At 73.1% G+C, this 2,739-nt stretch carries 1 protein-coding gene; it reads right to left on the bottom strand.

What is annotated here, in order from left to right; genetic code table 11:
* Positions 1-2,739 (bottom strand): helix-hairpin-helix domain-containing protein (locus AC2W7A_RS11360; protein ID WP_485991445.1); only part of this gene is annotated, 2,739 nt, incomplete at both ends.

Genomic DNA, 2,739 nt, shown 5'->3' with positions numbered 1-2,739 from the left:
CGTCCCCCTGCGGCACCGGCACCGGCACCGCCGAGCGGCACCGACCGCCCGTCCCTCTCGGCCGCCCTCCTCCGCGCGGCATCCCGGTCGGCCCGGAGCCATCGGGCCCACTCGTCGCGGGTGGTGTCGAGGTAGTCGGGGTCAGGCAGGGTCTCGGGCCGGTGCAGGTCCCAGGCGCGCACGGCCTGCACGGACACGGCCTTCGGTCCGGTCCGGCGCACGGTCCCTTCGATCAGCAACAGCCGTGAGGAGAACAGCATCTCCCCGGAGGCGTGCTGGGCCTCGGTGAAGAAGGATGCGTCCACGCAGCCGGTGCCGTCGTCCACGGAGAGGAACACGACGCGGCGTCCGCTGCGCATCGGCGGCGTCTGGGTGGCCACGCGCACCCCGGCGACCAGCACCCGCGACTGCGACCGCAGCGAGAGCAGCCGCTCCGCCTTCGTCACCCCGAGCGCCTCCAGGTACGGGGCGTGGGAGTCCATGAGGTGGGCGGTCACGTCGAGGGCGGTGAGGTCCAGCTCGGTGCGCACCCGATCCGTGGCACGCGGCGAGGGGAACATCGGCGTCAGCGACTGCAGCTCCAGGTCCGGCAGGTCCAGGGACAGCTGCCCGTCGACCTGCCGCGGCCGCGCCTTCCTGGACTTCGTCGCCAGCCGCCCGGGCCCCGAGCCGTACCCGGCCGAGTGCTGCATCTCCAGGTGGTGCACCAGGTCCGTGCGCGAGGCCCCGCCCGGCGGCAACAGGCAGTCCAGCGCCCCGAGCTGCGCGAGCCGCTCGAGGTTGCGGGCGGTGGGCCGGGCGCGGTCGCGCACGTCGGCGAGGCTCGTATAGGGCCGCCCGTCCACGAGCCGCCGCATCTCGGCCTCGCTCAGCCCGGACAGCGCGGTCATCGGCAGGCGGATCCCCCACCGGCCCGCTGGCTCCGCCTCCGGCTTCCCGACGACGGCCGCCTCACCCCTGTCTGTCATCTCGCCCTCGGCGGCGGGCACCTGTTCCAGGGGCTTGAGACCGAGCTCAGGGTGCTCGGGGACCCACTCGACGCGGACGTGGTCGCTGGACCGGTTGACGTCCACGGGGAGCACGGGGATGCCCATGCGGCGGGCCTCGGCGACCATGAGGCGGGCGGGGTACATGCCGGGGTCGTGCTCGAGGATCGCGGCCATGAACGCCTCCGGGTGGTGCGTCTTCAGCCAGGCCGAGTGGTAGGTGGGCACCGCGAACGCCGCCCCGTGCGCCTTGCAGAACCCGAAGGACCCGAAGGCGTGGAGGGTGGCCCAGACCTCGTCGATGACGTCGAGGTCGTAGCCGCGGGCCAGCGCCCGGGAGCGGAAGTGCTCCTCCACGCGGGTCTCGGCGTCGGAGCCGATGAGGCGGCGAAACTCGTCGGCCTTGGCGAGGCCGCAGCCGGTCATGATGTCGAGGGTGCGCAGCACCTGCTCGTGGAACACGGTCACCCCGTGCGTCTCGGCGAGCACGGGCACCAGGTCCGGGTGCGGGTAGCGGGCCGGCGCCCACCCGTGCCGCTGCTCGAGGAACGGCCGCACCATGTCCGACTGCATGGGCCCGGGACGGAACAGGGAGATGTCCACGATGAGGTCCTCGAACCGTTCCGGGGCGAGTTTGCCGATCAGCTCCCGCTGCCCCGGGGACTCGATCTGGAAGCAGCCGAGCGTGTGGGTGGTGCGGATCATCGCGTAGGTGGCGGGGTCGTCCAGCGGCACCTGCTCGAGGTCCACCTGCTCGCCGGTGGTGCGGGCGACCTCCTGGATCGCGTAGGCGATGGTGGACTGCATGCGGACGCCGAGGACGTCGAGCTTGAGCATGCCCATGGGGTCCATGTCGTGCTTGTCGAACTGGCTCATGGGCAGCCCCATGCCGGAGGGCTGCACGGGGGTGCGCTTCAGCAGGGTCGCGTCCCCGAGGATGACGCCGCACGGGTGCATGGAGATGTGCCGCGGCAGCCGGTCCAGGCGCTCGGTGAGGTCCACGAGCAGGTCGAGCTGCCGGCTGCCCTCGCGGCGGCCGGACTCGAGGCGTTCGGCGAAGCCGCGCAGCTCCGGCATGCGGTCGAGGGCGTCGCGGAAGTGGGAGGCGGAGAACCGCCACAGCTGCTTGGCGATCACGTCCACGTCCGGGTCCGGCATGCCCAGGGCGAGGCCGGCGTCCCGGACGGCGCCGCGGGCCCGGTAGGCGTTCTGCATGCTCATCAGGGTGGTGCGCTGCGCCCCGAACCGTTCGAACAGGGCGTGGTAGATCTCGTGGCGGCGGGCGGACTCCACGTCGATGTCGATGTCCGGCAGGGTGGAGCGGTCGTCCGAGAGGAAGCGCTCCATGATCAGCCCCTGCGCCATGGGGTCCACGTGCGAGATGCGCAGGGCGTGGTTGACCAGCGAGGAGGCCCCCGAGCCGCGGGCCGCCACGCGCACGCCGCGGTCCTCGATCATCCGCACCACCTCCGCGACCGTGAGGAAGTACCCGGCGAACCCGAGCCGGGAGATGATCCCGAGCTCGTGCTCCACCCGTTCCTCGAGCTCCCGGCCGGCCGCGGTGACGGCGAACGCGGTGCCGGTGAACAGGTCCGGGTAGCGTTCGGCCACCCCGGCCAGGGTCCGCTCGCGCAGCACCCGGCCCGGGTCCCCCTGGATCCCGACGACGGCCGCCTCCGGCACGCGCGGCCGTCCCCATCCGAGATCCTCGCCGGGGTCCACGGCACAGGCCTCGGCCAGGGCCTGGGTGGCG

The sequence above is a fragment of the Micrococcus sp. LASM2_SD2 genome (assembly GCF_057364565.1).
This window is presented reverse-complemented; position numbering and strand designations above follow the sequence as displayed.